The organism is Flagellimonas baculiformis (genome assembly GCF_033441575.1).
Taxonomy (GTDB): Bacteria; Bacteroidota; Bacteroidia; order Flavobacteriales; family Flavobacteriaceae; genus Flagellimonas; species Flagellimonas baculiformis.
Genome location: NZ_JAUZVW010000001.1, coordinates 124,761 through 147,479 on the forward strand (window position 1 = coordinate 124,761; position 22,719 = coordinate 147,479).

General features: G+C 45.3%; 24 protein-coding genes. 12 read left to right on the forward strand and 12 right to left on the reverse strand.

Annotated elements, in window-relative coordinates; translation table 11 throughout:
• The first annotated feature begins 7 nt into the window (after positions 1–7).
• From SD450_RS00585 to SD450_RS00595, 3 genes are read left to right on the forward strand one after another with little or no spacing between them, the layout of a single operon-like run.
• Entirely contained in the window at positions 8–1,021 is a 1,014-nt protein-coding gene (locus SD450_RS00585) for a COX15/CtaA family protein (RefSeq protein WP_318342715.1), read from the forward strand.
• Between the two features lie 42 nt (positions 1,022–1,063).
• Entirely contained in the window at positions 1,064–1,576 is a 513-nt protein-coding gene (locus SD450_RS00590; protein ID WP_318342716.1) for an IS1096 element passenger TnpR family protein, read from the forward strand.
• Positions 1,577–1,628: 52 nt separating this feature from the next.
• Positions 1,629–2,687 (forward strand): nucleoid-associated protein, encoded by a 1,059-nt coding sequence (locus SD450_RS00595; protein WP_318342717.1) that lies wholly within the window; start codon positions 1,629–1,631, stop codon positions 2,685–2,687.
• On the opposite strand, the gene SD450_RS00600 is transcribed toward SD450_RS00595, so the two are convergent.
• Positions 2,684–3,760, reverse strand: coding sequence for a hypothetical protein (locus SD450_RS00600; RefSeq protein WP_318342718.1), 1,077 nt, complete (start codon positions 3,758–3,760; stop codon positions 2,684–2,686). The genes SD450_RS00595 and SD450_RS00600 overlap by 4 nt on opposite strands.
• A 484-nt stretch (positions 3,761–4,244) precedes the next feature.
• On the opposite strand from SD450_RS00600, the gene SD450_RS00605 reads away from it, so the two are divergent.
• From SD450_RS00605 to uvrB, 3 genes are all read left to right on the forward strand, one after another.
• Positions 4,245–5,141, forward strand: coding sequence for an ABC transporter ATP-binding protein (locus tag SD450_RS00605; RefSeq protein ID WP_318342719.1), 897 nt, complete (start codon positions 4,245–4,247; stop codon positions 5,139–5,141).
• Positions 5,142–5,152: 11 nt separating this feature from the next.
• The gene (locus SD450_RS00610) at positions 5,153–5,986 is read left to right on the forward strand and encodes an ABC transporter permease (RefSeq protein ID WP_318342720.1); all 834 of its coding nucleotides are present in this window, start codon (positions 5,153–5,155) and stop codon (positions 5,984–5,986) included.
• Positions 5,987–6,084: 98 nt separating this feature from the next.
• Positions 6,085–8,073 carry an excinuclease ABC subunit UvrB gene (gene uvrB, locus SD450_RS00615; protein WP_318342721.1) on the forward strand — a complete coding sequence of 663 codons (1,989 nt, stop codon included), beginning with the start codon at positions 6,085–6,087 and terminating at the stop codon, positions 8,071–8,073.
• Between the two features lie 95 nt (positions 8,074–8,168).
• Here uvrB and SD450_RS00620 read toward each other — a convergent pair whose 3' ends face one another.
• From SD450_RS00620 to SD450_RS00640, 5 genes are all read right to left on the reverse strand, one after another.
• The gene (locus tag SD450_RS00620) at positions 8,169–8,594 is read right to left on the reverse strand and encodes an Hsp20/alpha crystallin family protein (RefSeq protein ID WP_318342722.1); all 426 of its coding nucleotides are present in this window, start codon (positions 8,592–8,594) and stop codon (positions 8,169–8,171) included.
• Between the two features lie 118 nt (positions 8,595–8,712).
• The gene (locus tag SD450_RS00625; RefSeq protein WP_318342723.1) at positions 8,713–9,114 is read right to left on the reverse strand and encodes a TerB family tellurite resistance protein; all 402 of its coding nucleotides are present in this window, start codon (positions 9,112–9,114) and stop codon (positions 8,713–8,715) included.
• A 117-nt stretch (positions 9,115–9,231) separates the two neighbouring features.
• The gene (locus SD450_RS00630) at positions 9,232–9,567 is read right to left on the reverse strand and encodes a hypothetical protein (protein WP_318342724.1); all 336 of its coding nucleotides are present in this window, start codon (positions 9,565–9,567) and stop codon (positions 9,232–9,234) included.
• Between the two features lie 355 nt (positions 9,568–9,922).
• Positions 9,923–11,116, reverse strand: coding sequence for an ADP-forming succinate--CoA ligase subunit beta (sucC, locus tag SD450_RS00635; RefSeq protein ID WP_318342725.1), 1,194 nt, complete (start codon positions 11,114–11,116; stop codon positions 9,923–9,925).
• 117 nt (positions 11,117–11,233) lie between these two features.
• Positions 11,234–11,872 carry an LON peptidase substrate-binding domain-containing protein gene (locus tag SD450_RS00640; protein WP_318342726.1) on the reverse strand — a complete coding sequence of 213 codons (639 nt, stop codon included), beginning with the start codon at positions 11,870–11,872 and terminating at the stop codon, positions 11,234–11,236.
• A 207-nt stretch (positions 11,873–12,079) separates the two neighbouring features.
• Between SD450_RS00640 and lysA the strand changes: the two genes are divergently transcribed.
• Positions 12,080–13,318 carry a diaminopimelate decarboxylase gene (gene lysA / locus SD450_RS00645; RefSeq protein ID WP_318342727.1) on the forward strand — a complete coding sequence of 413 codons (1,239 nt, stop codon included), beginning with the start codon at positions 12,080–12,082 and terminating at the stop codon, positions 13,316–13,318.
• A 96-nt stretch (positions 13,319–13,414) separates the two neighbouring features.
• On the forward strand, positions 13,415–13,930 hold the full coding sequence (locus tag SD450_RS00650) for a thioredoxin family protein (protein ID WP_318342728.1): 516 nt from the start codon (positions 13,415–13,417) through the stop codon (positions 13,928–13,930).
• A 39-nt stretch (positions 13,931–13,969) separates the two neighbouring features.
• Here the strand turns inward: SD450_RS00650 and guaB are convergent, their stop codons facing one another.
• Complete coding sequence (guaB, locus tag SD450_RS00655; protein ID WP_318342729.1) at positions 13,970–15,442, reverse strand: IMP dehydrogenase; 1,473 nt, start codon at positions 15,440–15,442, stop codon at positions 13,970–13,972.
• Positions 15,443–15,601: 159 nt separating this feature from the next.
• Here guaB and SD450_RS00660 point away from each other — a divergent pair, with 159 nt between their 5' ends.
• Positions 15,602–15,952: a DUF6686 family protein gene (locus tag SD450_RS00660; protein ID WP_318342730.1), complete on the forward strand. Its 351-nt coding sequence runs from the start codon at positions 15,602–15,604 to the stop codon at positions 15,950–15,952.
• A 3-nt stretch (positions 15,953–15,955) separates the two neighbouring features.
• Here the strand turns inward: SD450_RS00660 and SD450_RS00665 are convergent, their stop codons facing one another.
• From SD450_RS00665 to SD450_RS00685, 5 genes are all read right to left on the reverse strand, one after another.
• Positions 15,956–16,453 carry a hypothetical protein gene (locus SD450_RS00665; protein WP_318342731.1) on the reverse strand — a complete coding sequence of 166 codons (498 nt, stop codon included), beginning with the start codon at positions 16,451–16,453 and terminating at the stop codon, positions 15,956–15,958.
• Positions 16,454–16,526: 73 nt separating this feature from the next.
• Positions 16,527–17,390 (reverse strand): hydroxymethylglutaryl-CoA lyase, encoded by an 864-nt coding sequence (locus SD450_RS00670; RefSeq protein ID WP_318342732.1) that lies wholly within the window; start codon positions 17,388–17,390, stop codon positions 16,527–16,529.
• A 20-nt stretch (positions 17,391–17,410) separates the two neighbouring features.
• Positions 17,411–18,067, reverse strand: coding sequence for a LysE family translocator (locus tag SD450_RS00675; RefSeq protein ID WP_318342733.1), 657 nt, complete (start codon positions 18,065–18,067; stop codon positions 17,411–17,413).
• Positions 18,068–18,071: 4 nt separating this feature from the next.
• Entirely contained in the window at positions 18,072–19,112 is a 1,041-nt protein-coding gene (locus SD450_RS00680; RefSeq protein WP_318342734.1) for a quinone-dependent dihydroorotate dehydrogenase, read from the reverse strand.
• 55 nt (positions 19,113–19,167) lie between these two features.
• Positions 19,168–19,530, reverse strand: coding sequence for a hypothetical protein (locus tag SD450_RS00685; protein ID WP_318342735.1), 363 nt, complete (start codon positions 19,528–19,530; stop codon positions 19,168–19,170).
• Positions 19,531–19,683: 153 nt separating this feature from the next.
• Here SD450_RS00685 and pepT point away from each other — a divergent pair, with 153 nt between their 5' ends.
• The 3 genes from pepT (at position 19,684) to SD450_RS00700 (ending at position 22,627) form a co-directional block, all read left to right on the forward strand.
• The gene (gene pepT / locus SD450_RS00690) at positions 19,684–20,913 is read left to right on the forward strand and encodes a peptidase T (RefSeq protein ID WP_318342736.1); all 1,230 of its coding nucleotides are present in this window, start codon (positions 19,684–19,686) and stop codon (positions 20,911–20,913) included.
• A 1-nt stretch (position 20,914) separates the two neighbouring features.
• Positions 20,915–21,505 (forward strand): YdeI/OmpD-associated family protein, encoded by a 591-nt coding sequence (locus SD450_RS00695; RefSeq protein ID WP_318342737.1) that lies wholly within the window; start codon positions 20,915–20,917, stop codon positions 21,503–21,505.
• Positions 21,506–21,709: 204 nt separating this feature from the next.
• Positions 21,710–22,627 (forward strand): AraC family transcriptional regulator, encoded by a 918-nt coding sequence (locus SD450_RS00700; protein ID WP_318342738.1) that lies wholly within the window; start codon positions 21,710–21,712, stop codon positions 22,625–22,627.
• Positions 22,628–22,719 lie beyond the last annotated feature (92 nt).

Here is a 22,719-nt window from a genome sequence, read left to right on the forward strand (position 1 = left end):
AGAACAGATGAAAAAGAACAAAGCTGTGATCTACTGGCTATTGACGGGCTGTGCCCTGATTTTTGTAATGGTCCTCGTTGGTGGCATTACCCGCCTCACCCATTCCGGGCTTTCCATTTCCGATTACAAATTGATTCACGGAACCTTGCCCCCGATGAACGAGCAGGCTTGGGAAGAAGCTTTTGAACTTTACAAACAATATCCTGAATATCAAAAACTTAACTCCCATTTTGATTTAGAGGATTTTAAGGACATTTATTTTTGGGAGTGGTTGCACCGATTTATTGGGCGATTTATTGGAATCGTTTTTATCCTGCCCTTCCTCTACTTTCTTTTTACCAAAAAATTGGACAGACCCACCATCAAAAAATGTCTTATTCTGCTTTTTTTGGGAGGTTTTCAAGGATTTTTGGGTTGGTATATGGTCAAAAGTGGCCTCGTGGACCGTCCGGATGTGTCCCATTTCCGACTCGCCGCCCATTTGACCACGGCCTTTGTCACCTTTGCCTATAGTCTTTGGGTCGCTTTGGATCTGATTTATCCCAACAAAAAAGAAGTCAATACAAAAATCAGGAACCTTGTCAGGGCAGGATTGGCCGTCCTCTTGCTCCAAATTATTTGGGGAGCCTTTGTGGCCGGTCTGGATGCCGGGTTCATCCACAACCACTGGCCCATGATGAACGAAGGAAAATTGATGCACGAAACCGTGTATATAGAGCATCAACCCATCATCAAAAACTTTTATGAAGGAAAGAGCGGGGTGCAGTTCGTACACCGTTATCTGGCCTACATTGTCGTGGGCTTTATCCTTTGGATATGGTTCAGCACCCGCAAAGTGGAACGGACACCTATTCAGGAAAATGGCCTGGAAATCTTGCTGGCCTTGGTTTTTTTGCAATTTGTGCTGGGCGTGTTGACATTGATCTATGCCGTTCCCCTGTGGTTGGGCATTGCGCACCAAATAGGGGCGTTTTTCCTTTTGGCCGCCATGACCTTTACCTTGCACCGGTTCACCAAATAAGGGGTATTTATTGTAACTTTGTACATTCTATAATTTTTTTTGATGATTTATAAAATCAGGATAATACTTGATGCTGAGGAAGATATCTTTCGAGATATCGAAATTGACGAAAACAACACACTGGAGGAATTCCACAATGCCATAACCCAAGCCTTTGGGTTTGGTGGAAGTGAAATGGCCTCTTTTTACACCTGCGACGAGGAGTGGAACCAAGATGAGGAAATCGCCCTCTTCGACATGAGCGATAACGGTTCCGATGTTCGATTGATGAACGAGACCACACTAAACGATGTGCTTTCCGAACAGACCCCAAAAATGATCTACGTGTATGATTTCTTCAGCATGTGGACCTTTTTTGTGGAGCTGGCCGATGTCGTAGAAAATGAAGACGGAAGAATTTACCCCAATCTTTTGTTCAGTTTTGGGGAACTGCCCGATTCCCCGCCGGAGAAAAAATTTGAAGCTGAGGAAGGTGATCTTGAGGACAGCTTTGGCGAGGACGATGATTTCCTCGACAGCTATGACGACATGGATTTTGACGAAAACTGGAACTAACTTACTTAACCCTTAACCCTTAACCCTTAACCCTTAACCCTTAACCAAAAATATGCTGAACCTATATCCCGCCCAGATTGAAAGCATCTCGCTCCACCGTGTGGGCAACAAGAGCAAAAATGAAGCTGCTTTTCTATCCGCCGAGCCTTTCTCGCTCAATGATGAGATGGCTGGTTTGCTGAAGGAGTATTTCTTTAGGCCATTTAGGGAAAAGGAAGAGAACTATTTTAGGTTCGCCCATGATGTGGACCTGGAGTTCAATGAGGTGTTCAAATCCGTTTCGGAACTGTTTGAAAACCCATCGAATGGGCACCAGCTTTCCAAAAAGATAACCCAGCACCTTTTTGACCAGTCCAACCACCCGCACATCAAAAGTGGGGAGGTATATGTCGCCCATTTTTCGGACATGGTCATCGACAACAAAAAAACGGATGCCGTGGGCATTTTCAAAAGTGAGTTGAAGCACGATTTCCTCCAGTTTCAGGAAAAGGAGCAAAACTTGGAAATCCTTATCAAGCAGGGCATCAACATCAATAAATTGGACAAGGGCTGTATCGTTTTCAATGTGGACAAGGAAGAAGGGTACAAAGTCCTATCTGTGGACAGCAACCGCTACGATGCCAAATACTGGTTGGAGAATTTTTTGGGATTGGAGCCGCTGACCGATGAGAATTTCTACACCAAAAATTACCTGAAATTCTGCCAAAACTTCGCCAAGGACGTGGTCCTTCCGGCGGAGGACAAGCAACAGGAGGTTCTCTTTATGAACCGCGCGGTGAACCACTTTGCCAAAAACGATGCCTTTGAAGAAACCGCTTTTTTGAATGAAGTGATGGAAAACCCGGAACTGATTCCCGAGTTCAAGCACTACAAAGTGGAAAAGGGGCCAAAGTACAGCATTGAGGACGTCTCCAATTTTGACATTGCCAACAAGGCCGTCTCCGATGCCCGAAAAAAGATAAAGAATGTCATCAACCTCGACACCAATATTCAGATAAAACTGGATTTCATCAACCCTGAATCTGCTGAAAAATTTGTGGAAAAGGGCTGGGACGAGGAGCGACAGATGTACTATTATCTGGTCTATTTCAACAAAGAACAGAAGAGCTAGAACTTCTTCTCGATGATCTGCTTCATGCTGACATCCTCATAGTTACGCTTTACAAAATCGAGGGCCAGGGACAGTACTTCGCCCATGGTCGTGCTCTTTTTAAAATCGATGTCCTTCGTAAGGTCATAAATTTCGTGTTTTAGGCGATCGATGTTTTCCGGCAATGATATGGTATGCGGTTTTACGGCACCTATCAGGCGTTTGATGCGGTTGCCCGAACTGAGGATCCGCTTGGCCACGATGGACCGCTCCTCTATTTTGTACTGGTCCACGGAGTTTTTCTGCAATTTGTCGCGCACCAGCTCCACCATTTTATAGTTTTCCTTGAAAAATTGGGGCCGATATACCTTCAGTTTCCCTTCGAAGCATTGTTGGTCAAAATCGATGGCCCTGATCTTATACACCACATGGTCAAAATCGTGCACGGGGACAATCACATAATTGTAGGAGCGCATATCGCCCAACAGGCGTATCATGCAGCGCTCATTGAACTTCACAAACTCCTTGGCCAATTGGGCCTTTTCGGACTCCGAACATTTGGGCAGCATGTCCTTGATGAACACATCGCCCGGAATGCCTGCAATGTGCTCCTCTATCAAAGTGTCCTTGTACACCAAAAAGTTAAGGTTGTAGGGCGAAAGCATGTGTTCCAGTTCCAATCCATAAATCCGTGAAGCATCGGTCTTCTTCACATAAAAATAAGTGTAGTTGTCATTGAGGATGTTCCTCACCTTGATGCGGAACGGCTTGGAATTGCCAAAGGTGCAGAAATCAACGGCATCCACATTCAAATATTCCTGGATACGGTCACTACCATCCGAATGCAGGATGGAATAGACCTTTTTTAGGCTGATGTCGATTTCCTTTCGGTCAAAATCCGAATAATAGACCCGTACCCAAAGGGTATCCTCGCCATCGGAATCGTACACGACCACCGATCCGGAAAAACGCAACAGGTCATCATAAAAAATAGGGATCTCTATTTTTCGGTTGTATCTGTGCAGATAGCTATCCAGTTTTTTGTTGACCGGATAGGCCGGTTTTTTCTTCGACATCAATTTTTCCTCGGACATATTTCTTTATGGTTCTGGATATTGGACATAAGACATAGGACAATGGGAACTAATCCCATTCAAACTTCTGACCTTGTCATTGAGATATTGGGTTATTCGGTTATTGCCCGTCTTCATTTTCGACTGCGCCTTGGACTTGCTTCAATTGAGCTCAGCAACCAACGCACAGGGTGACAACTCAGGATGATAACTCAGTGATTCATGTTTCAAGTTCAAAAGTATGGATCAGAAAACCTGAAACCAAAAACTTGGAACCACTCCCGACGTTTCGACTACGCCTGTCTGCCGACAAAGGCAGGCTCAACGTGACACTTCCGACTTCCGACTTCCGACTTCCTACTTCCGACTTCCTACTTCCGACTTCTGACATCTAACATCTAAACTTCCCTTATTTGTCCTATATGGTCAAAAATTTTGTTTTATTGTAACAAATTCCATTAAACCTCGTCAAGTTACTATAAACAAATCAAAAAACGATTCCGTCTTGGAAACAATACTGACCGTAAACCATCTCACAAAAAAATTCGGGTACCTCACAGCTGTCAAAGACCTGTCCTTTACCATTGAAAAGGGCAACGTGTATGGCATTCTAGGTCCCAACGGAAGTGGAAAATCCACCACTTTGGGCATCATTCTCAACGTAGTGAACCGCACCTCGGGCGATTTCAGTTGGTTCGATGGCAACACCTCGACCCATGAGGCCTTGAAAAAGGTAGGGGCCATCATCGAAAGGCCCAACTTCTACCCTTACATGACCGCCATACAAAACCTGAAACTTGTCTGTAAGATCAAGGAAGTGCCAGAGACCAAAATTCAAGAGAAATTGGAACTGGTCGGACTTTGGGACCGCAGGAACAGCAAGTTCAAAACCTATTCCCTGGGTATGAAACAGCGTTTGGCCATTGCCTCTGCCCTGCTCAACGACCCGGAAATATTGATCCTTGACGAGCCCACAAACGGACTGGACCCCCAAGGGATCCATCAGATACGGGAAATCATCAAGACCATTGCAGGTCAGGGCACGACCATTTTGTTGGCCTCCCACTTGCTGGACGAGGTGGAAAAAGTATGTTCGCACGTGGTCATTCTCCGAAGGGGAGAAAACCTGTACTCCGGTCCGGTGGACAGCATGTTGGCAAGCCATGGCTTTTTTGAGCTGCGCTGCCAAGATATGGAGCAGTTGAAATCCCTATTGGAGAAAAATGCAAGTTTTGGGAAGATCGAGAACTTCAACGGGACACTGACCGCTTACCTCAAGGAAGAAATGGACGCCGTGACACTCAACAAGATGCTCTTTGAAAAAGGCATTGTGCTCTCCCATCTGGTGAAACGCAAAGAGAGTCTGGAAGAACAATTTTTAACCTTGACCAAGAACAACTAATCAAAAAACGAATGTTACGTCTCCTACACATAGAATTCATAAAACTTTGGAACAACAGGGCGAGCAAGGTACTGATCATTGCCTATTTTGTACTCCTGACCTCCATTGCACTCATCGCGGCCATCAAGTTTGATATTGGACCGGTCCAGTTCCATTTGGCGGACCAGGGAATCTTCAACTTTCCCTACATCTGGCATTTCAACACCTTTGTGACGGCCCTCTTCAAGCTGTTTTTGGCCATTGTCATCGTTTCCATGATGTCCAACGAGTACAGCAACAAGACCATCAAACAAAATCTCATAGATGGCCTTTCCAAGAAAGAGTTCATCCTTTCCAAGGTGATTACTGTGGTATCCTTTGCCTTGATATCAACTGTCTTTGTATTTGTGGTTTCCATGATTTTGGGGCTTGCCTATTCGGATTACAATGAAATGTCCATTATTTTTTCCGACTTGGAGTTTTTGCCCGCTTTTTTCTTTAAGCTTATCGGGTTCTTCTCGTTCTGTCTCTTTTTGGGAATCTTGGTGAAACGCTCCGCTTTTGCGTTGGGGTTCCTTATCCTTTGGACCATTTTGGAACAAGTGGTATTTGGCCTCTTGGGGTGGAAAGTGATGAGTTGGGAAGCTGCACGCATGGTAAAAGATTTTTTTCCGCTACAGTCCATGTCCAATCTTATCAAAGAGCCATTTACCAGACTTTCTGCCGTACAGAACATCGGACAACAAATTGGTGAGGACATGAAGTTCGATTATCATGTGTATTGGTACGAATTCCTGATTGTCTTTATTTGGACAGGGATTTTCATCTATTTATCCTATGCTTTGTTGAAAAAACGTGACCTTTAAAGACCAGTCACCCCGAAAGACGAAACATTTACACCTGACCAAAAGATAATCTTCCCCTTTTGCTTCCGTTTGGGCGCAGCCTTTAGTATTTTTATCGAATGAAATTTCAGGTAGTTTCGGGATTCAAACCCACGGGTGACCAGCCAAATGCTATTAAGCAATTGGTGGAGGGCATTGAGGGAAATGAACGGCATCAGACCCTGCTTGGGGTAACAGGTTCGGGCAAAACGTTCACTGTGGCGAATGTGGTGGAGGCCGTGCAGCGACCTACTTTGGTATTGGCCCATAACAAAACTCTGGCCGCCCAGTTGTATTCGGAGTTCAAGCAGTTTTTTCCGAACAATGCCGTGGAATATTTTGTATCCTACTACGATTACTATCAGCCAGAGGCCTATATCCCTTCCAGCGGACTCTATATCGAAAAGGACCTTTCCATCAATGAGGACATCGAAAAACTGCGCTTGAGTGCCACTTCTTCACTCCTTTCAGGGAGAAGGGATGTGCTGGTGGTCGCATCGGTATCCTGTCTGTATGGTATCGGGAACCCTATCGAATTCCAGAAGAACGTAATTTCCATCCATAGGGAGCAAGTGATATCCCGCACCAAGTTTTTGAAACAATTGGTGCAAAGCCTGTATTCCCGCACCACGGCCGATTTCAGGAATGGCAATTTCCGGGTGAAGGGCGATGTGGTGGATGTATTCCCCGGCTATGCCGACCATGCCTTTCGCATCCATTTTTTTGGGGACGAGATCGAGGAGATTGAGGCCTTGGATCCTTTCAACAACAAGGTCATCGAAATTTATGACTCCCTGAACATTTATCCGGCCAATATGTTCGTCACCTCTCCCGATGTGCTGCAAAATGCCATTCGGGAAATTCAGGACGATCTGGTGAAACAGGTGGACTATTTCAAAGAAATAGGCAGACCACTGGAAGCCAAACGCCTGGAAGAACGCACCAATTTCGACCTTGAGATGATCCGCGAACTGGGCTATTGTTCGGGCATTGAAAATTACTCCCGCTATCTGGATGGTAGAAAACCAGGTACACGACCTTTCTGTTTGTTGGATTATTTTCCGGATGATTATCTGATGGTAATCGATGAAAGCCACGTGACCATTCCGCAGGTACATGCCATGTACGGCGGCGACCGATCGCGTAAAGAAAACTTGGTGGAATATGGATTTCGATTGCCTGCAGCCATGGACAACCGACCCTTGAAGTTCGAGGAATTTGAAGCCCTACAGAACCAAGCCCTTTATGTGAGCGCCACCCCGGCCGATTATGAGCTGGAACTGAGCGGAGGGGTCTATGTAGAGCAAGTGATACGCCCAACGGGGCTCTTGGACCCCGTCATCGAGGTGAGGCCCAGTGCCAACCAAATTGATGATTTGGTGGAAGAGATACAGCAACGGGTGGAATTGGATGAACGCACCTTGGTGACCACACTGACCAAACGAATGGCAGAGGAACTTACCAAATACCTATCCAGAATCGATGTGCGTTGTCGATACATCCATAGCGATGTGGATACCTTGGAACGCGTGGAGATCATGCAGGACCTTCGGAAAGGACTTTTCGATGTGCTGATCGGTGTCAATCTGCTCCGGGAGGGATTGGACCTGCCCGAAGTTTCCTTGGTGGCCATATTGGATGCGGACAAGGAAGGTTTTTTGCGAAGCAACCGTTCGCTGACACAAACGGTGGGCCGTGCAGCCCGTAACCTCAATGGGAAGGCCATCATGTATGCCGACACCATCACCGAGAGCATGCAAAAGACCATCGACGAGACCAATTATCGTAGGGACAAACAGATGGCCTATAACAAGGAGCATAACATCACCCCCAAGGCGCTCAACAAAAACCTGGACAATGCCCTGGTCAAAAATTCCGTTTCCACCTATCATTTTCAAAAAGAAGAACTGCGTGCCGCAGAACCTGATCTGGACTATCTGACCGAGGACCAAAAAGAGAAATTGATCCGGGAAAAGCGAAAAGCCATGGAGAAAGCGGCCAAAGAGCTCAATTTTATGGAGGCGGCCAAATTAAGGGACGAAATAAAGATGTTGCAGGAGAAGGAATAAAATAAACGCGCCCCAAGCATTTTGCAAGGGGCGCGTCAACAAACTAACCAACTAATCCAACCATCATGAAACACCTAGTTGGTGCTTTCATTATCTTATCCAATCGAAATCAATCGTTTGGGTTTGGGTAAAGCTTCTTGCTTCTTGGGCAAGGTCAGCTTCAAAATTCCGTCCTCGTACTTGGCATCTATCTTGGAGCCATCCACGGTCTCTGGTAAGGTAAAGGCCCTTTTAAAAGAGGAGTAGGAGAATTCTTTTCGGGTATAATTTTCCTTTTTTTCTTCGTTCTCTGATTTGATTTCACTTGAAATGGTGAGTACATCATTGTCCACCTCCACGGTGAAATCATCTTTTTTCATGCCTGGAACGGCAAGTTCCAATTCAAATCCATCCTCATTGTCCTTGATATTGACCGCTGGTAGAGAGGTATTCCACTTTTCAGTGCCACCAAACCAATCAGGGGAAAAATAATCGTTCATCAAGGAAGGAAAAAACAGGTTGTTTCTTTTTACTATACTCATGGTGATTCAATTTTTTAAATTAAACTTCAAAACACCTAACTATAGACAAAACCTGTACCCAAAGCCAAAAGCATGACACTATGGCATTTTTAATAAGGAAATTAATGTCAATGTGGCATTAGTTGTAATGTGCCTTGAAGATATTGATCAACACATCGGGAGGAACCACTTTGTTGGGATAGCGGTGCATGATTTCCAGTACTTGGGCCATTGCAGCGGGTGGCAGCCCCATTTTCAGGCCTATGTTGTACAAGGTATCTATCTCTTTTTTATGCTGCTCTTGGTCTATGTTCATCAAAAGCAACAACCTGTGGAACTGCACGATACGCTCTGCTTGTGTCTTGAGCTTCACTTTGGGAACTTCTTTCTTCAGGAGTCCATCGAAGGTTTCCTTGTCCACGCCGAGGTTGGAGGCCACCTTCAATAAAAACTCATACTCTGATGATTTCAATGAGTGATCCACCCTGGCAAAGGAGATCAGTTCCGAAAGAATGCCCAATTTTTCCTCATAGGTACCCATAGCAATTCGGTTTAGTCGTGCACTTATATAGATAACTCCAATGTGGTTCATTTTAGTGCACAAAAAAGCCCTGAAAATTTCAGGGCTTGACTGACTAACTCAAAATAATTCCGACAACTAAGCGGTAATCCTTACGGGAACAGTGTAGATCCTAACTTCAGTGACGACACCAGCGTCCACTTTTTGATAGTTCAACCTGCTCTTCACAAATTTCTCCAAAACATCGTTCTTGGTCTCCACAGAAAGTACTACCAACTCCCCTTTGTTGTTGATCGTAAAACGGACATCTGCCGTCAACTCGGTATATTGTACCTCAAATGAATTGTCTTCCAACATTTCATAGATTTGGGAAGACAGGCTCTTGGTTGTCGTTTCCTTTTCACCTTTGTTGGCGAATACACCCAATGTGGCGAACAACATACATACTACTGATGCAATTTTAATTTTTCTCATGATTTTTGTTTTTTGATTGTTGATGAATGATTCTTGTTTTGTCAAAAAGGATACGCTTATTTTATTGACGCTACAAAAATAAGACGAGCAAAATTCTAAAATGCTACACTCTACGATGATTTAACCAAGGTTTAACCTCTGTAACGATGTGCTAATATTGATGTTTTTCGAAAGAAATTCATACAAACCTGAAAACTCATCAACCGAATTTGGAAAAGGATGGGCTGCCTTCAAAACAATCAAATAAATTCCAAAAAAAAAGTAAAAAGGCAACCACTGCATTTTTTCAAAAACAAAAAGGGCAACGTTAAAACAACGTTGCCCTTTATCTGTTCGGTTATTGTAATCGGGAAAACTATCCCAATACTTCTTTTACCTTATCGGCAGCCTCTTGGAACTGCACTGCGGAATGTACCGCCAATCCTGAATTATCGATGATTTCCTTTGCCAATTCGGCGTTGGTACCCTGCAAACGCACAATAATCGGCACCTGAATGGCATCTCCCATGTTCTTATAGGCATCCACCACACCTTGCGCCACCCGGTCACAACGCACGATACCTCCAAAGATGTTGATCAATATGGCCTTTACATTCGGGTCCTTCAAAATGATGCGGAACGCCTCTTCTACCCTTTTGGCATCCGCAGTACCTCCAACGTCCAAAAAGTTGGCCGGTTCACCACCCGCCATTTTGATCAAGTCCATCGTGGCCATGGCCAATCCGGCACCATTCACCATACAGCCCACATTTCCATCGAGATCCACATAGTTCAGACCAACTTCACGGGCTTCCACCTCAATGGGGTTCTCCTCGCGAAGGTCGCGCATCTCTGCATATACTTTTCTTCTATAAAGGGCATTGTCGTCAATGGACACCTTGGCATCCACCGCCATGATCTTGTCATCTGAGGTCTTCAACACAGGGTTTATCTCAAAAAGACTGGCATCACTTTGCTCGTAAGCTTTGTATAGAGCAGTGACAAATTTCACCATCTCCTTGAAAGCCGTCCCGGACAATCCCAAGTTGAAGGCGATTCGTCTAGCCTGGAAGGGCAACAACCCCAATCCCGGGTCAATTTCTTCAGTAAAAATCAAGTGAGGGGTCTTTTCGGCTACCTCTTCGATGTCCATACCGCCTTCGGTGGAGTACATCACCATGTTCCTTCCCGTGCCCCTGTTCAAGAGAACGGACATATAAAATTCGTTGGTCTCACTGTCACCTGGATAATATACATCCTCGGCAACCAACACTTGGTGTACTTTTTTACCTTCCGCAGATGTCTGTGGCGTAACTAGGTTCATCCCAATGATGCTTCCTGCCAATTCTTCCACTTCCTTCAGGTTCTTGGCCAATTTTACACCGCCACCCTTGCCACGGCCACCAGCGTGCACCTGTGCCTTTATAACATGCCACCCAGTACCGGTTTCTTGGGTAAGTTGTTTTGCGGCATCCACCGCTTCCTTGGCATTTCGGGCCACTATGCCCCTTTGAATCCTAACGCCAAAGCTGGCCAAAATCTCTTTTCCTTGATATTCGTGAAGGTTCATCTGCGATTTAACTTTTGTTTGCCGACAAAAATAGAAAACACCATCGACAAATAGAAGGTCAAAAAAGAATAATTGCCCATAATGGGCCTGAAAAAGTTTGTTTTATACCCTTGGGGCTCAAATCTTGAAATCGGGGAAGTCCAACGGGTCAAAATTCTTGAAATGTCCGTTCATTTCGATGGTGGCCTTGGTGCGGTTCACCTCGCCCAGAATATGGGCCGTAGTCTCCAAATGGGCCTTGATGTACAGCAGCCTATTCTTTTCGCTGGTCATCTGCAGCAATTCAAATTCCTGCTCAAAGGAAAGTCCCATTTTATGGGCAAGGACATAACTGTTGAACTGTTTGGGCGGTGTCTTGGTGAACGGCACATCCATCAAATCATACAAGGTCTCCACTTTCTGCATCACCTCTTCCCTGAGCCCATCATCCGCATCGTTCTCCATATCCAAAAATTCCACTTCCCCACCGGCGTACAACTTTCCCTGCATCTGGTTTTCAAAGGAGAGCACCTTGAACACCTGCCGGGCCACACAGACCACGTCCATTTCACCGGAGCCGTAGGTATTGACCACTTCCACCAGTTGCACTTCGGTGCCATAGGAAATGGTATTGTTGATAAAAACAGGAATGCCAAAGGTGAGGGCCTCCTTCCGGCAATCATGGATCAACTCCTTATAGCGTTCCTCAAAAATATGGAGCGGCACGGTCTCACCTGGAAAAAAAACGGACTGCAATGGAAAGAAAGGTAGCTTCATATAGGGAGTTTGTCTAAAAATACGATGTGCAGACCAAAGCAGCAAATCCATTGGAATCCCCCTACATCAACTTGCGGGATTTCCACAGCCGGTAAAATTTCAAGTGTGATATATAAAACATTTTGTTATAAAATCATCGGATTATACTTTTATTCTTGTAAAACCGAAAGACAAACTTTAGATTTGTCGGTTAAATATTGATACGGCATGAACCCTAAGGATCTATTGAAACTCACAGAGCAATTTGGTGCTCCCCTATATGTTTATGATGCGGACAAAATTGCTTCGCAATACCAAAGGCTCACCAAGGCTTTTGAAGGTGTTTCCAGCCTCAGGCTGAACTATGCCGCAAAGGCTCTTTCCAATATCAGCATCCTTAGGTTGATGAACCATTTGGGCAGTGGATTGGACACCGTGTCCATCCAAGAGGTGAAATTGGGCCTTATGGCGGGATTCAAACCGGAATCCATCATCTTCACGCCCAACGGCGTCTCTTTGGAAGAAATCGAGGCTGCTGCTGCACTTGGCGTACAGGTAAATATCGACAACCTTTCCATTCTGGAGCAATTCGGCAGCAAACACCCCGATATTCCCGTTTGTATCCGTATCAACCCACACGTGATGGCGGGTGGCAACTCAAAGATCTCCGTAGGCCATATCGATTCCAAATTCGGGATCAGCATACACCAGATACCCCATTTGTTGCGCATTGTGGAACTGACCAAGATGAACATCAATGGTATCCACATGCACACGGGCAGTGATATTTTGGACATCGATGTGTTCCTCTATGCCTCCGAAATACTCTTCGATACAGCGAAAAATTTCAAAGATTTGGAGTTTATTGACTTTGGTAGCGGTTTCAAGGTACCGTACAAAGAAGGTGACATCCAGACCAACATTGAAGAACTCGGCAAAAAGCTTTCGGACAGGTTCAATGAATTCTGTTCCGAATACGGTCGAGAACTCACCTTGGCTTTTGAACCCGGTAAATTCTTGGTCAGCGAGGCAGGCTATTTTTTGGCCAAGGTCAATGTGGTGAAGCAGACCACTTCGACCGTTTTTGCCAGTGTGGATTCAGGTTTCAACCACCTGATCCGTCCCATGCTCTATGGGTCTAGCCATGAGATCATCAACATTTCCAACCCAAAGGGAAGGGAACGTTACTATTCGGTGGTGGGCTACATCTGCGAGACCGACACCTTCGGCAGCAACCGCAGGATCAATGAGATTTCCGAAGGGGACATTCTTTGCTTCAGAAATGCAGGTGCCTATTGCTTCACCATGGCAAGCAACTACAATTCCAGATACAGGCCCGCCGAAGTACTCTGGTACAAAGGAAAAGCGCATTTGATCAGGGAGCGGGAAACGTTTGATGACATTGTGCGAAACCAAGTGGATGTCAAAAACCTGTTTGAAGCCCCTAAGAAAGAAACGGTAAAGTAAGCCACGGTTTTTCAGCGCAGAGACCAGATACTTTTCTGGCACAATTTTCGTTATTTTTGTATGGATGGGGCGACAAATGTCCCAAAAACAGAAATTATGCGCACTACTTTTACCCAAATCGGCTTGATTTTTTTTCTATTGATGGGGTTCCAGTCCCAAGCACAAGATATCAAATGGATTTCTTGGGATGAAGCAGTACGACTGTCCCAGACGGATGCCAAACCCAAAAAGATGTTCATTGATGTCTATACGGACTGGTGCGGATGGTGCAAAAAAATGGACAAGGATACTTTCCAACATCCCGAAGTATCGAAATACATGCAGGACAATTTCTACATGGTGAAATTGGATGCAGAGGGCAAAGACCCTATCGAGTACCAAGGAAAAACCTTCAAGTTTGTTCCGTCGGGCCGAAAAGGCTATCATGAGTTGGCCGCAGCACTGCTACAGGGCAAACTGAGCTATCCTACCGTGGTTTTCTTGGATGAGCAACGAAATATGCTATCCCCTGTCCCTGGATACCAAAAAGTGGAACCGTTCATGCAGATTGCCCGCTATTTTGGTGACAATATCTACAAGGACAAGGATTGGCAAACCTATGCCGGGAAATAAGAACCTTCCCTTTCCCAGCATTTCGCTTTACCGTATTATCTATCGACTGTAGTTTGGACTTTCCTTGGTGATGGTCACATCGTGAGGATGGCTTTCGTGGATACCGCTGGAGGTTATTTTCACAAAGCGGCCCGTTTCCTTTAATGTGGCAATATCCTTTGCACCACAATAGCCCATACCGGCCCGCAAGCCACCAATAAATTGGTGCATACTCTCATACAGGTCACCTTTATAGGGCACACGGCCCACAATGCCTTCTGGCACAAGTTTCTTGATATCGTCCTCCACATCTTGGAAATAACGGTCCTTGCTGCCCTCTTTCATGGCTTCCACGGAACCCATTCCTCTGTAGGATTTGAATTTACGCCCTTCGTAAATGATGGTCTCCCCTGGGGATTCCTTGGTACCGGCCAACAACGAGCCTAGCATCACGGTGTCCGCTCCGGCAGCAATGGCCTTGGGAATATCGCCCGTATAGCGGATACCCCCATCGGCAATCACAGGAACGCCACTGCCCTTTATAGCTGCGACCACTTCCAACACAGCGGAAAATTGGGGAAAACCGACCCCGGCCACCACTCGGGTGGTACAGATGGAACCAGGTCCAATACCCACTTTCACCGCATCCGCGCCAGCTTCCACCAAATATTTAGCGGCTTCTGCCGTGGCTATGTTGCCCACGACCACCTCTAGTTCGGGGTAGGATTTCTTGACTTCTTTTAAAATACCGACCACACCTTTGGTGTGCCCATGTGCCGTATCAATGATGATGGCATCCACGCCGGCCTGCACCAATGCGCCTGCCCTTTTCACGGCATCTGCGGTTACGCCAATGGCGGCAGCCACTCGCAAACGTCCATATTGGTCCTTGTTGGCAATAGGTTTTTGGGTGAGTTTGGTAATATCCCGAAAGGTGATCAGTCCGATCAACTCATTCTTGTCGTTCACCACCGGGAGTTTTTCAATTTTGTTTTCCTGCAAAATAACCTCGGCTTGCTCCAAAGAGGTCCCTTCGCCAACGGTCACCAAATTTTCAGAGGTCATTACTTCTGAAATAGGACGATCGTTGTTTTTTTCAAAGCGCAAGTCGCGATTGGTCACGATTCCCAGCAATCTTTTGTTGGCATCCACAATCGGAATCCCCCCGATGCTGTGCTCCTTCATGCTGGCCTTGGCATCGCGCACCTTGGAATCCAAAGGAAGGGTCACGGGATCCATGATCATACCGCTCTCCGCCCTTTTCACTTTTCTCACCTTGAGCGCCTGTTGCTCAATGGTCATGTTTTTATGGAGCACACCGATACCTCCTTCCCTGGCCATCGCAATGGCCATGCGTGATTCGGTCACCGTGTCCATGGCCGCGGAAACGATGGGCACATTGATGGTGATGTTCCTTGTGAATTTTGATTGGATATTGACTTCTCGGGGAAGTACTTCGGAATATGCGGGCACTAGAAGGACATCGTCATAAGTAAGTCCTTCGCCAACAATTTTGTTTAGGTGGGCTTCCATTGCAATTACGGATTAATTGCGTGCAAATATACCACTATTTTTATTGATTACACTCCCATGCTTCCTTAGACATTTTTTAGCCCAAAAATTCCAGTCAAATTATACTTATTTAGACTTAATATAAATAATTGTTATCTTTACGATCCAATAGAAGAATATATGTGCAGATCCTTGAACACTTTGAGCCGTTCCAAAAATGGAATACTGACCTTTTGCAACCACAGCAAGCTGTTCCAATTGATTTTCAACAACCTGTGCTTTGAGTTGTATGAGTGGGAACTTGAGGCCCTGAAGGAATACATTGGCCAATTGGACATTGCCTATTGGGAAAGCCATCTGAAGAATTGGGCCCATCAGCGCAAGATTCCCATTTCGGTAGGGAAAAAACATTTCATCATTTTGGTGAACCGGGAGGAAGTCCATGAAATCATGAACCTACTTTCTTATGAAAAGACCAAGATTGAACTATTGGATTATCAGGATATCGATTATCAATTTATAGAAAACTGACCCCTACTCCACCTTTGGTGGTTTTGCACATTGCCAAAGGACCAAACAGGCTGCTCCTGTAAAGCTTAGGGTCATCAATGTCCCCGAAAAAATCACCACATATTTGAACCAACTGATCCCGATCCACATCAGATAAATTCCCCCAAAGGTCAAGATGACCGAAAGAAAAGGCTCTATGGTCAACAAAAGTTTCCACTTTTTGGGTGCTTTGGAGATCCATACCAATCCGCCCAACAAAAAAAAGATAAGCGACATGGAAAGGATATGGGTGTGCACAATGGTGAGCATTTCCCTATTCCCTTTCTTGAACTTCATCTCGGTGGCCTCCTCGTCCTCCTCGTTGCCCAAGTAGTTTTCCTCAATTCCAGCAGGGGTGGTGGATTCCGTCTCTTTGATGAATAGCAGGCCCGTAAAGAACCCAACCGAAAGTATCACCACAAAGGTGGCTATGAACAACCTGATTTCTTTGGGAAAAGTGGCCAGCAGACCATTGTATGTCATTGTGGTGTGTATTAACTGCCCAAATATATTGATTTAGACTGAATAAAAAGATGAAGAATGAAGGGCTGTACGATCAATGATACACAGAGAACAGCTCCGTTGCCTTGTTATAGGCCGCTTCAAAAACCATCCAGTTCACTCCGGTATCGGCCTTTTCCGCGGTAAAGTAGGACAACATTTTTTCGGTGGGCATGTTCCCCGTCAGCTCATCCTTGGCCATGGGACAGCCCCCAAATCCCTGTATCGCACCATCAAAACGGCGGCACCCAGCTTTGTATGCAGCGTCCACTTTCTCATGCCATTGGGTAGGCGTAGTGTGCAAATGCGCCCCAAATTCGATATCCGGGTATTTGGGAATCAAATTGGAAAAGAGGTAATCAATCACTTCCGGAGTAGAACTTCCAATGGTGTCCGAGAGGGAAAGAATGCTGGTCCCCATGGTTGCCAACCGTTCGGTCCACTCCCCTACGATCTCCACATCCCAAGGGTCTCCATAGGGGTTCCCGAATCCCATGGAGATGTAGGTGACCACTTTTTTATCGTGGGTACGGGCAAGGTCCAGGATTTCCTTCAAAGTCTCCACGGACTGTGCTATGGTCTTGTGGGTGTTCCGCATCTGAAAGTTTTCAGAAATGGAGAACGGAAAACCCAAATAATCTATCGGGCCGTGCTGACAGGCATCCTCGGCCCCCCGAACATTGGCCACAATGGCCAAAAGCTTGCTTTTGGTCCGCGTCAGGTCCAACTGGGCCAATACCTCGGCCGTGTCCTGCATCTGCGGAATGGCTTTGGGCGACACGAAACTACCAAAATCGATGGTATCAAAACCACAACCTAGCAAGGATTGGATATACTTCACCTTCTCCTTGGTGGGGATGAAGGTCTTTATACCCTGCATGGCGTCCCGCGGACATTCTATGAGTTTGATCTTTGACATAGGCTCCCGTAAAAATAGCACTATTTATCCGATAGCAACAGGTAAACGGCAATGCCCACAAAAACGATGATCTGTACCCATTTCAGGTACAATCCGACCTTATTATGGCTCTTCAAATAATTGGAAATACTTCCGGCCAACAGGGCAATGGACCCAAAAATGAGCAAGGCGGACAGCATGAAGAGAAGTCCCAACACGTAAAACTGTACCACTGGGTCCAATTCCGTACTGAACAGAAATCCGGGAAAAAAGGCCAAAAAGAAAATTGTGACCTTGGGGTTGAGTACGTTCATCGTAAACCCTGTCCAAAAGAGGTTTTTTGGACTTTTGGCCGCCTTTTTACCTTCCAATAGGATGTCACCATCACTTTTGAAAACTTTGTAGGCCAAGTAGAACAAATAAAGCGCCCCGAACAATTTTATACCGAAAAAGAGGGCATCGCTCCGCTTGATGATTTCCGAAACCCCGAAAGCCAATAAGGTGGTATGCACCAAACAGCCACTCACCAACCCAAAAACGGTCGCCAGACCTGCCTTTACCCCGTTCGAAATACTTTGTGTGAGCACAAAAATATTGTCCGGTCCAGGGGAAATGGCCAATGCGGAGGCTGATAGCACAAACCCCACAAGAATGGGATAGTTCATGGTCTCTCCACTAAACAAAAGTAAGCTGTGCATGGGTTTAGGTCGTCCGCTCCAAAATGGCCCTGTTGATTTTCTTGACAAGACCCGGGCCTTCATAAATGAAACCGGTGTACAATTGTATCAGATCGGCCCCGGCATCCAATTTTTCCAGAGCATCTTCAGGGGAATGGATCCCGCCCACTCCTATGATCGGGAAGGACTTATTGCTCTTTTCGGACAAAAAGCGGATGACCTCGGTGCTTCTGTTGCCCAAAGGTTTACCACTGAGCCCACCATTTTCTTCGGATAGGATCAAGTGGGATTTCAATCCCTTTCTTTCGATTGTCGTATTGGTGGCGATCACCCCTTCGATTTGGGTAATCCTGACAATGTCGATGATGTCCAAAAGTTGGTCATCGGTAAGGTCAGGTGCAATTTTGAGCAAGATGGGTTTTTCCTTCTGCACCAGTTTTTTGGCCTGTTTGCTGTTCTGGCGTTTCAGTTTTTTCAAGAGGTCCGTCAGCGGTGCTTTGTCCTGGAGCTCACGAAGGCCGGGGGTGTTGGGCGAACTCACATTCACCACAAAATAGTCCACATGCTCAAAAAGTGCCTCGAAACAAATCAGGTAGTCCTTGATGGCATCCTCATTCGGGGTCACCTTGTTTTTTCCAATGTTGCCGCCTATGATGACGCGGTGCTTTTTCTTCAATTGTTCAACCGCCTCAAAAACTCCTTTGTTGTTAAAACCCATCCGGTTGATGATAGCCTTGTCCGCCAACAAACGAAACAACCGCTTTTTGGGGTTCCCGTCCTGCGGCTTGGGGGTCACCGTCCCGATCTCCACAAATCCAAAACCAAAATCCGAAAATTCGTTGTAGCGTCTGGCATCCTTATCGAAACCTGCTGCCAAACCTACTGGATTCTTGAACTTTACCCCAAACACTTCCCGTTCCAACTTTGGGTCGTTAAGCACAAATGCCTTTCGGAAGAATCGGGTGAGGCCCAGTTTTGAAAAAACTCCAATGGCCCCAAATGTAAAGTGGTGGGCCGTTTCAGCATCAAACAAAAAAAGTATCGGTCGGATGAGGATTTTGTACATTCAAAATTGGTTTGGACAAAAATAAAAACTCTTAAAACAGATTTCCGCTATTCGACTATTTTTCGTCAATCGACCTGTTTACATGGATAGGACGCAAGGCAAGCTCGTTGCAGAAGCCCAAGTAGCGCTGATATTGCTTATCGTTGAAAATGGTCAACAACCTTTTGTCCATCATCCGCACGTTCTGTACCATGCTGTCCTGGATGGTTTTGTACTGTTGTGAGACCGTCAACAAGACGTCGGGGGTACTGTTCTCGTTCTTCTTCATCAAATATTCGGCCTTTTCCCTCAAAATATCATTCCGCACCTTCAGTTCCGCAGCCCAACTTTTGAGCTTTTCCTGCTGCTCTTCGCTCAACTGGAAAACTTGGACAATGGTATCCCCATCAGGACCTCCAACACCCAAAATACAATCCATCTGGGCCGACCCGTATAGGCCGGAAATCAAAAAAAGATATAAAACCACCGTTTTCAATGGAAGTTGTTTTAAAGTTGGGGAAAGATACTTTTTTAAACCGTTTGTTTTTAATTTAACCCTCGAATATGCATTATTTTTGATGAAATACCAGCTATGGAAAAACTACTGCCCCGCTTTCTGGACTATGTGACCACGGACACCCAAAGTGACCCCTACTCCAAAACCACCCCGAGTACCGAGAAACAATGGAACCTAGCCAAAAAACTGGTCATGGAGCTGCACCAGATTGGTTTACAAGAGGTCTCCATCGACGAAAATGCCTATATCATGGCCACGTTGCCCAGCAATGTGGACAAGAAGGTGCCAACCATCGGTTTTATTTCCCATATGGACACCTCCCCAGACTTTTCGGGAAAAAATGTAAAACCCCAGATCATTGAAAATTATGATGGGAAGGACATTGTGCTGAACAAGGCCATGAACATTGTACTGTCGCCAGATTATTTTGAAGACCTGTTGCAATATGAAGGCCAGACCTTGATCACCACCGATGGCACTACCCTTTTGGGTGCAGATGATAAGGCGGGAGTGGCAGAAATCGTTACCGCTATGGAATATTTGGTGCAGCACCCTGAGATCAAACATGGCAAGATCCGTATCGCCTTCACCCCCGATGAAGAAATTGGCAGGGGCGCCCATAAATTCGATGTGAAAAAATTTGGTGCCGACTGGGCCTACACCATGGATGGTAGCCAAATCGGCGAACTGGAGTACGAAAACTTCAATGCGGCCAAGGCCAACATCACCTTTACAGGCAAAAGCGTGCACCCGGGCTATGCGAAGAACAAGATGGTGAACGCCATCGGCATTGCCAACGAATTTTTAAGCTTGCTTCCCCCACGCGAGGTTCCCGAACATACCACGGGCATGGAAGGATTTTTCCATGTGCACAAGATCAAGGGTGAAATTGAAAAGGCCGAAATCGAGCTCATCATCCGCGATCATGACGCCGTCCATTTTGAGGCCCGAAAGGAATTGTTGAGGGAAGTTGTGGACAAGCTCAACCAAAAATATGGCGATTATGTGAGTTTGATCATTGAGGACCAATACCGCAACATGCGTGAAAAGGTGGAGCCCGTTTTCCATATTGTGGAGATTGCCGAAGAGGCGATGAAGTCGGTGGGCATTGAACCCATCATCAAACCGATCAGGGGCGGAACGGACGGTTCCCAGTTGAGCTTTATGGGACTCCCCTGCCCCAACATCTTTACGGGTGGGCATAATTTTCATGGAAAATATGAGTATATTCCTTTGGAAAGCATGCAAAAAGCGGTCGAGGTCATTGTGAAGGTCTGTGAACTCACTGCCCGTCAAATCAAATAGTATGGAAAAAGCCAAAAAACTGGAGTCCTACTACAATTCGGACCATCTTTTTAAGGATGGTATTGCCCAATTGCGGGAATTGGCCCTGCAATCCGGAGCACAAGAGGATTTTAAATGGGGTATCCCAGTTTACACCCTGAACGGCAAGAACATGTTCGGCATCTGCAAGTTCAAGTCCTATTTTGGGGTATGGTTTTTTAATGGCGTGTTCTTGAAAGATCCCAAAAAGGTATTGGAAAATGCCCAAGAGGGAAAAACAAAGGGCATGCGGCATTGGAAGTTCAATTCGTTGGAAGAACTGGACGAAAAAGGGGTGTTTGCCTATATGCTGGAAAGTCTGGAAAACCAAGAGAAGGGATTGGAAATAAAAGCGGAAAAAACCAGCAAAATACTTATCCCCGAACAGTTGCAGGCCGTGTTGGACCGGAACAAGGCCTTACAATCCAGTTTTGATGCATTTACGCCCTACAAACAAAAGGAATTCTGTGAATACATCACCGACGCCAAACAGGAGGCCACCAAATTGCGCAGGCTGGAGAAAATCCTTCCCCTCATCGAAAAAGGAGTGGGGTTGAATGATGGGTATCGATGATTCGCGCTGTAGCTATTTTAAATCTTAATTGAAAACACCAAAAATCCATGGAACCCATCAAAAGAACCCTCGAAGAACAACGCCTAGCGTTAAAAAAACGGAAAGTTTCTGGCCACTCCATTGATGGGACTGATAGCAAGGCATCGGTCGATCTAATTCATTCAAAAGCGAATCATATTTTTAACGTTGTACAGCATTTGGCGAATGACAGAAACAAACGAGCAAATAAAAGTAGATTATAGAAATCGTGTCAATCGAGTTTTTGAATTTATTGATAAAAACTTGGATGCCGACTTATCGCTTAAAACTATTTCTGAAATCGCATATTTTTCGCCATTCCATTTTCATCGAGTTTTCAAGTTTGTAACTGGTGAAACCCTTAATGAATACGTGACAAGGCAAAAAATCGAGAAGTCGTCCATGGCTTTGCTGCATAAGAACATAACTACAACAGAATTAGCGCACAAATTTGGATTTAGCGACAATTCTTCCTTCTCACGAACTTTTAAAAAATATTTCGGAGTAAGCCCGACCGAATTCAAAAAGCAGAATCCGAACAGACATAGCAAGATTCGTCAACTTGAAAGCAAGAACGGACAAGACTATCCTGAATATGAAAAATACATTTGCATCATTGATAATCTTAAAATTTGGATAAAAATGAACGCAAATGTTAAAATTAAAGAAGTGCCAAAAATGGATTTGGCTTATATTTCAAGTATTGGACCTCAAAATCTCGAAACGGCTTACGGAAAGTTAATGCAATGGGCAACACCAAAAGGTCTAATGAATGACCAAACAAAAATGGTAACCATTTATCACGACAGTTTTAAAGTTACTCAAGCCAACAAAGTAAGAATGAGCGCCTGTATTGTGTTAGGCAAACCTGCCGAAATCGAAGGCGAGGTGGCAAAGACTTCTATCGAAAGAGGAAAATTTATAGTTGGCAGTTTTGAAATTGGATTAAATGAATTTGAGAAATCTTGGGCAAGTTTGCTCTTATGGATGAACGAAAACGGATATAAAAAGGCTGACAGAGAACCCTTTGAGATTTATCATAACAATTTCATTGAGCATCCAGAAAGAAAAGCCATTGTGGATTTTTACATACCAATCGAATGAAAAACGCTGTACAACACAGTGTATCAGCAATATCGGTTTAGGTGCTAATCCAAACTGTTTTTGTGTAAATTAAAATATCTTGTCATGCGAAA

What these genes read in the sequence shown, in the direction of transcription:
- SD450_RS00585 (WP_318342715.1), top strand. Translation starts at nt 8, where the DNA reads ATGAAAAAGAACAAAGCTGTGATCTACTGGCTATTGACGGGCTGTGCC.
- SD450_RS00590 (WP_318342716.1), top strand. Translation starts at nt 1,064, where the DNA reads ATGATTTATAAAATCAGGATAATACTTGATGCTGAGGAAGATATCTTT.
- SD450_RS00595 (WP_318342717.1), top strand. Translation starts at nt 1,629, where the DNA reads ATGCTGAACCTATATCCCGCCCAGATTGAAAGCATCTCGCTCCACCGT.
- SD450_RS00600 (WP_318342718.1), bottom strand. Translation starts at nt 3,760, where the DNA reads ATGTCCGAGGAAAAATTGATGTCGAAGAAAAAACCGGCCTATCCGGTC.
- SD450_RS00610 (WP_318342720.1), top strand. Translation starts at nt 5,153, where the DNA reads ATGTTACGTCTCCTACACATAGAATTCATAAAACTTTGGAACAACAGG.
- uvrB (WP_318342721.1), top strand. Translation starts at nt 6,085, where the DNA reads ATGAAATTTCAGGTAGTTTCGGGATTCAAACCCACGGGTGACCAGCCA.
- SD450_RS00620 (WP_318342722.1), bottom strand. Translation starts at nt 8,594, where the DNA reads ATGAGTATAGTAAAAAGAAACAACCTGTTTTTTCCTTCCTTGATGAAC.
- SD450_RS00625 (WP_318342723.1), bottom strand. Translation starts at nt 9,114, where the DNA reads ATGGGTACCTATGAGGAAAAATTGGGCATTCTTTCGGAACTGATCTCC.
- SD450_RS00630 (WP_318342724.1), bottom strand. Translation starts at nt 9,567, where the DNA reads ATGAGAAAAATTAAAATTGCATCAGTAGTATGTATGTTGTTCGCCACA.
- sucC (WP_318342725.1), bottom strand. Translation starts at nt 11,116, where the DNA reads ATGAACCTTCACGAATATCAAGGAAAAGAGATTTTGGCCAGCTTTGGC.
- SD450_RS00640 (WP_318342726.1), bottom strand. Translation starts at nt 11,872, where the DNA reads ATGAAGCTACCTTTCTTTCCATTGCAGTCCGTTTTTTTTCCAGGTGAG.
- lysA (WP_318342727.1), top strand. Translation starts at nt 12,080, where the DNA reads ATGAACCCTAAGGATCTATTGAAACTCACAGAGCAATTTGGTGCTCCC.
- SD450_RS00650 (WP_318342728.1), top strand. Translation starts at nt 13,415, where the DNA reads ATGCGCACTACTTTTACCCAAATCGGCTTGATTTTTTTTCTATTGATG.
- guaB (WP_318342729.1), bottom strand. Translation starts at nt 15,442, where the DNA reads ATGGAAGCCCACCTAAACAAAATTGTTGGCGAAGGACTTACTTATGAC.
- SD450_RS00660 (WP_318342730.1), top strand. Translation starts at nt 15,602, where the DNA reads ATGTGCAGATCCTTGAACACTTTGAGCCGTTCCAAAAATGGAATACTG.
- SD450_RS00665 (WP_318342731.1), bottom strand. Translation starts at nt 16,453, where the DNA reads ATGACATACAATGGTCTGCTGGCCACTTTTCCCAAAGAAATCAGGTTG.
- SD450_RS00670 (WP_318342732.1), bottom strand. Translation starts at nt 17,390, where the DNA reads ATGTCAAAGATCAAACTCATAGAATGTCCGCGGGACGCCATGCAGGGT.
- SD450_RS00675 (WP_318342733.1), bottom strand. Translation starts at nt 18,067, where the DNA reads ATGCACAGCTTACTTTTGTTTAGTGGAGAGACCATGAACTATCCCATT.
- SD450_RS00680 (WP_318342734.1), bottom strand. Translation starts at nt 19,112, where the DNA reads ATGTACAAAATCCTCATCCGACCGATACTTTTTTTGTTTGATGCTGAA.
- SD450_RS00685 (WP_318342735.1), bottom strand. Translation starts at nt 19,530, where the DNA reads ATGGATTGTATTTTGGGTGTTGGAGGTCCTGATGGGGATACCATTGTC.
- pepT (WP_318342736.1), top strand. Translation starts at nt 19,684, where the DNA reads ATGGAAAAACTACTGCCCCGCTTTCTGGACTATGTGACCACGGACACC.
- SD450_RS00695 (WP_318342737.1), top strand. Translation starts at nt 20,915, where the DNA reads ATGGAAAAAGCCAAAAAACTGGAGTCCTACTACAATTCGGACCATCTT.
- SD450_RS00700 (WP_318342738.1), top strand. Translation starts at nt 21,710, where the DNA reads ATGACAGAAACAAACGAGCAAATAAAAGTAGATTATAGAAATCGTGTC.